Origin of the sequence: Campylobacter sp. CNRCH_2013_0671h (assembly GCF_025773055.1) — a bacterium.
Lineage (GTDB): Bacteria > Campylobacterota > Campylobacteria > Campylobacterales > Campylobacteraceae > Campylobacter_D > Campylobacter_D lari_D.
This window is the reverse complement of the sequence record NZ_JAKMTG010000021.1, coordinates 1-5,956: the sequence shown is the minus strand read 5'-3', so window position 1 is coordinate 5,956 and position 5,956 is coordinate 1. Positions and strand designations below refer to the sequence as shown.

Genomic DNA, 5,956 nt, shown 5'->3' with positions numbered 1-5,956 from the left:
TCTATCCCAATTTTAATAAAACTTTAAGCTTTTACTGCTATAATTTCATTTCCTTTTCAAATAAAAGGGATTTAAAAAACTTAAGATTTTTATCTTAATTTTTTATATTTGTTCTTTAAATTATTAATATTGTTAATCAAATCTTATAGTCAATCTTTGAAATCTAAATAAGTGATCGATTGAGCCAGAGATTTACCTTGAATAATGTAAATCTATCAATTAATAATTAAAGATTATTTTATTAATCTTTAAAATACTTTTTCTTTGAAGAAAAAGATTAAACTATCTATATTTTTTATGGAGAGTTTGATCCTGGCTCAGAGTGAACGCTGGCGGCGTGCCTAATACATGCAAGTCGAACGATGAAGCTTTTAGCTTGCTAGAAGTGGATTAGTGGCGCACGGGTGAGTAAGGTATAGTTAATCTGCCCTACACAAGAGGACAACAGTTGGAAACGACTGCTAATACTCTATACTCCTGCTTAACATAAGTTGAGTAGGGAAAGTTTTTCGGTGTAGGATGAGACTATATAGTATCAGCTAGTTGGTGAGGTAATGGCTCACCAAGGCTATGACGCTTAACTGGTCTGAGAGGATGATCAGTCACACTGGAACTGAGACACGGTCCAGACTCCTACGGGAGGCAGCAGTAGGGAATATTGCGCAATGGGGGAAACCCTGACGCAGCAACGCCGCGTGGAGGATGACACTTTTCGGAGCGTAAACTCCTTTTCTTAGGGAAGAATTCTGACGGTACCTAAGGAATAAGCACCGGCTAACTCCGTGCCAGCAGCCGCGGTAATACGGAGGGTGCAAGCGTTACTCGGAATCACTGGGCGTAAAGGGCGCGTAGGCGGATTATCAAGTCTCTTGTGAAATCCAACGGCTTAACCGTTGAACTGCTTGGGAAACTGGTAGTCTAGAGTGAGGGAGAGGCAGATGGAATTGGTGGTGTAGGGGTAAAATCCGTAGATATCACCAAGAATACCCATTGCGAAGGCGATCTGCTGGAACTTAACTGACGCTAAGGCGCGAAAGCGTGGGGAGCAAACAGGATTAGATACCCTGGTAGTCCACGCCCTAAACGATGTACACTAGTTGTTGGGGTGCTAGTCATCTCAGTAATGCAGCTAACGCATTAAGTGTACCGCCTGGGGAGTACGGTCGCAAGATTAAAACTCAAAGGAATAGACGGGGACCCGCACAAGCGGTGGAGCATGTGGTTTAATTCGAAGATACGCGAAGAACCTTACCTGGGCTTGATATCCTAAGAACCTCTTAGAGATAAGAGGGTGCTAGCTTGCTAGAACTTAGAGACAGGTGCTGCACGGCTGTCGTCAGCTCGTGTCGTGAGATGTTGGGTTAAGTCCCGCAACGAGCGCAACCCACGTATTTAGTTGCTAACGGTTTGGCCGAGCACTCTAAATAGACTGCCTTCGTAAGGAGGAGGAAGGTGTGGACGACGTCAAGTCATCATGGCCCTTATGCCCAGGGCGACACACGTGCTACAATGGCATATACAATGAGACGCAATACCGCGAGGTGGAGCAAATCTATAAAATATGTCCCAGTTCGGATTGTTCTCTGCAACTCGAGAGCATGAAGCCGGAATCGCTAGTAATCGTAGATCAGCCATGCTACGGTGAATACGTTCCCGGGTCTTGTACTCACCGCCCGTCACACCATGGGAGTTGATTTCACTCGAAGCCGGAATACTAAACTAGTTACCGTCCACAGTGGAATCAGCGACTGGGGTGAAGTCGTAACAAGGTAACCGTAGGAGAACCTGCGGTTGGATCACCTCCTTTCTAGAGTACAAACTGATAAGTCTCACAACTATCAGTTCATATATAGACTCAATCATCCTTGTTTAGATTTCAAAGATTGATGAAAAGCTAATTTTGGGGAATTAGCTCAGCTGGGAGAGCGCCTGCTTTGCACGCAGGAGGTCAGCGGTTCGATCCCGCTATTCTCCACCATTTATTAAGGGCCTATAGCTCAGCTGGTTAGAGTGCACCCCTGATAAGGGTGAGGTCACAAGTTCAAGTCTTGTTAGGCCCACCATAAAAAAAGATTTGTTTATCAATCATATAATAAAGTTTTAAAACTTAAAGCAAGTATATAGCTAATAATAAAGCAATAAGTAAAGTAAAATACTTTATTACTTATGTTTTTAAATTATTTAAACTCTTTATATATACTTCCTTTAGGTTTTAAGACCTAAGCTAAATAAATAATAGAATATTTTATATATTAGATTAGTTATTTAATGTTATTTGAATTATCATTGTTAAGAGTCACAAGCAAGTTTTAATAAAAACAATTTTACAGGACTTGTTAAAGGATAAAACCTAACTATCTTTTCTTTAGCTTTTAGTTAAAGACAAGTTTTAAACTCACAACTTAGTTAGACTAATATTTTTAGTTTTATTAAGTGTTTAAATGCTTTCCGTCTTAAGATAGTAAAGTCTTATCATAAAAACTTTAACAAGGAAGTGATGCGTTTTAGAATAAATTAAAAGGTAAGCTATTAAGAGCGAATGGTGGATGCCTTGGCTGGTAAAGGCGATGAAGGACGTACTAGACTGCGATAAGCTACGGGGAGCTGTCAAGAAGCTTTGATCCGTAGATTTCCGAATGGGGCAACCCAGTATATAGAGATATATACTACCATAATGGAGCGAACGTAGGGAATTGAAACATCTTAGTACCTACAGGAAAAGAAATCAATAGAGATTGCGTCAGTAGCGGCGAGCGAAAGCGCAAGAGGGCAAACCCAGTGCTTGCACTGGGGGTTGTAGGACTGCAATATGCAATAGGTAAGGTTAGTAGAACACTCTGGAAAGTGTAGCCATAGAGGGTGATAGTCCCGTATACGAAAACCAAACCTTAGCTAGCAGTATCCTGAGTAGGGCGGGACACGAGGAATCCTGTCTGAAGCTGGGTCGACCACGATCCAACCCTAAATACTACTACCAGACCGATAGTGCACAAGTACCGTGAGGGAAAGGTGAAAAGAACTGAGGTGATCAGAGTGAAATAGAACCTGAAACCATTTGCTTACAATCATTCAGAGCACTATGTAGCAATACAGTGTGATGGACTGCCTTTTGCATAATGAGCCTGCGAGTTGTGGTGTCTGGCAAGGTTAAGCACACGCGAAGCCGTAGCGAAAGCGAGTCTGAATAGGGCGCTTAAGTCAGATGCTGCAGACCCGAAACGAAGTGATCTATCCATGAGCAAGTTGAAGCTAGTGTAAGAACTAGTGGAGGACTGAACCGATAGGCGTTGAAAAGCCCCCGGATGACTTGTGGATAGGGGTGAAAGGCCAATCAAACTTCGTGATAGCTGGTTCTCTCCGAAATATATTTAGGTATAGCGTTGTGTCGTAGTATAAGGGGGTAGAGCACTGAATGGGCTAGGGCATACACCAATGTACCAAACCCTATCAAACTCCGAATACCTTATATGTAATCACAGCAGTCAGGCGGCGAGTGATAAAATCCGTCGTCAAGAGGGAAACAACCCAGACTACCAGCTAAGGTCCCTAAATCTTACTTAAGTGGAAAACGATGTGAAGTTACTTAAACAACCAGGAGGTTGGCTTAGAAGCAGCCATCCTTTAAAGAAAGCGTAATAGCTCACTGGTCTAGTGATTTTGCGCGGAAAATATAACGGGGCTAAAGTAAGTACCGAAGCTGTAGACTTGATTTTATCAAGTGGTAGGAGAGCGTTCTATTTGCGCCGAAGGTATACCGGTAAGGAGTGCTGGAGCGAATAGAAGTGAGCATGCAGGCATGAGTAGCGATAATTAATGTGAGAATCATTAACGCCGTAAACCCAAGGTTTCCTACGCGATGCTCGTCATCGTAGGGTTAGTCGGGTCCTAAGTCGAGTCCGAAAGGGGTAGACGATGGCAAATTGGTTAATATTCCAATACCAACATTAGTGTGCGATGGAAGGACGCTTAGGGCTAAGCAAGCTAGCGGATGGAAGTGCTAGTCTAAGGTCGTAGGAGGTTATATAGGCAAATCCGTATAACAATACTCCGAGAACTGAAAGGCTCTTCAAAGTCTTCGGACAGCGAGGAGAATTGCTGATGCCGTCGAGCCAAGAAAAGTTTCTAAGTTTAGCTAATGTTGCCCGTACCGTAAACCGACACAGGTGGGTGGGATGAGTATTCTAAGGCGCGTGGAAGAACTCTCTTTAAGGAACTCTGCAAAATAGCACCGTATCTTCGGTATAAGGTGTGGTTCGCTTCGTATTAGGATTTACTCCGAAAGCGAAGAAACTTACAACAAAGAGTCCCTCCCGACTGTTTACCAAAAACACAGCACTCTGCTAACTCGTAAGAGGATGTATAGGGTGTGACGCCTGCCCGGTGCTCGAAGGTTAATTGATGGGGTTAGCATTAGCGAAGCTCTTGATCGAAGCCCGAGTAAACGGCGGCCGTAACTATAACGGTCCTAAGGTAGCGAAATTCCTTGTCGGTTAAATACCGACCTGCATGAATGGCGTAACGAGATGGGAGCTGTCTCAAAGAGGGATCCAGTGAAATTGTAGTGGAGGTGAAAATTCCTCCTACCCGCGGCAAGACGGAAAGACCCCGTGGACCTTTACTACAGCTTGACACTGCTATTTGGATAAGAATGTGCAGGATAGGTGGGAGGCTTTGAGTATATGACGCCAGTTGTATATGAGCCGTTGTTGAGATACCACTCTTTCTTATTTGGGTAGCTAACTAGCTTGAGTTATCCTCAAGTGGGACAATGTCTGGTGGGTAGTTTGACTGGGGCGGTCGCCTCCCAAATAATAACGGAGGCTTACAAAGGTTGGCTCAGAACGGTTGGAAATCGTTCGTAGAGTATAAAGGTATAAGCCAGCTTAACTGCAAGACATACAAGTCAAGCAGAGACGAAAGTCGGTCTTAGTGATCCGGTGGTTCTGTGTGGAAGGGCCATCGCTCAAAGGATAAAAGGTACCCCGGGGATAACAGGCTGATCTCCCCCAAGAGCTCACATCGACGGGGAGGTTTGGCACCTCGATGTCGGCTCATCGCATCCTGGGGCTGGAGCAGGTCCCAAGGGTATGGCTGTTCGCCATTTAAAGCGGTACGCGAGCTGGGTTCAGAACGTCGTGAGACAGTTCGGTCCCTATCTGCCGTGGGCGTAAGAAGATTGAAGAGATTTGACCCTAGTACGAGAGGACCGGGTTGAACAAACCACTGGTGTAGCTGTTGTTCTGCCAAGAGCATCGCAGCGTAGCTAAGTTTGGAACGGATAAACGCTGAAAGCATCTAAGCGTGAAGCCAACTCTAAGATGAATCTTCTCTAAGCTCTCTAGAAGACTACTAGTTTGATAGGCTGGGTGTGTAATGGATGAAAGTCCTTTAGCTGACCAGTACTAATAGAGCGTTTGGCTTATCTTATTTAAGCATCACTTCCTTGTTAAGGTTTTTGATAAAGCTTTGGGTGTTTTTATATGAAATATTTATATAAAAATTACATTCTTAAGTTTATAAAATCTTATAAGTAAAGTTTATATTAGAACTTGCTCTTAACATTGTTTTTTAAGTATTCTAAAATAAAACAATAAAGTATTTAGTTCAATAAAACATCTAAACTTAAGAATAAGATGAAAGTTAAAATAAAAATAATTTTTATATCTAAATCTTATTGATTGTTTTTATTATGCTATATTAAATAGAATATTTAAATAACAATGTCCGTGATTATACAGATGTGGAGACGCCTTGCTCCATCCCGAACCAAGAAGCTAAGCACATCGTGGGTGATGATACTACGCCTTACTGGCAGGGGGAAAGTAGCTCATTGCGGACTTGTTAATTCTTATTATTCTTACTTTATATACAATCCTATATTTATTTTTATTGCTAGTTATTTTAGTTATTTTAGTTATTTTAGTTATTTTAGTTATTTTAGTTATTTTAGTTATTT

2 tRNA genes and 3 rRNA genes are annotated in these 5,956 nt (G+C 42.4%); all 5 read left to right on the top strand.

What is annotated here, in order from left to right:
* Positions 1 to 294: 294 nt before the first annotated feature.
* The 5 genes from L8X97_RS08210 (at position 295) to rrf (ending at position 5,839) form a co-directional block, all read left to right on the top strand.
* Positions 295 to 1,807 (top strand): 16S ribosomal RNA (locus tag L8X97_RS08210).
* 95 nt (positions 1,808 to 1,902) lie between these two features.
* Positions 1,903 to 1,978, top strand: a tRNA-Ala gene (locus L8X97_RS08205).
* Positions 1,979 to 1,986: 8 nt separating this feature from the next.
* A tRNA-Ile gene (locus tag L8X97_RS08200) sits at positions 1,987 to 2,063 on the top strand.
* A gap of 456 nt (positions 2,064 to 2,519) precedes the next feature.
* Positions 2,520 to 5,427 (top strand): 23S ribosomal RNA (locus tag L8X97_RS08195).
* 295 nt (positions 5,428 to 5,722) lie between these two features.
* Positions 5,723 to 5,839 (top strand): 5S ribosomal RNA (rrf, locus tag L8X97_RS08190).
* Together the 16S, 23S and 5S rRNA genes with 2 tRNA genes alongside form the textbook arrangement of a ribosomal RNA operon.
* Positions 5,840 to 5,956: the final 117 nt, after the last annotated feature.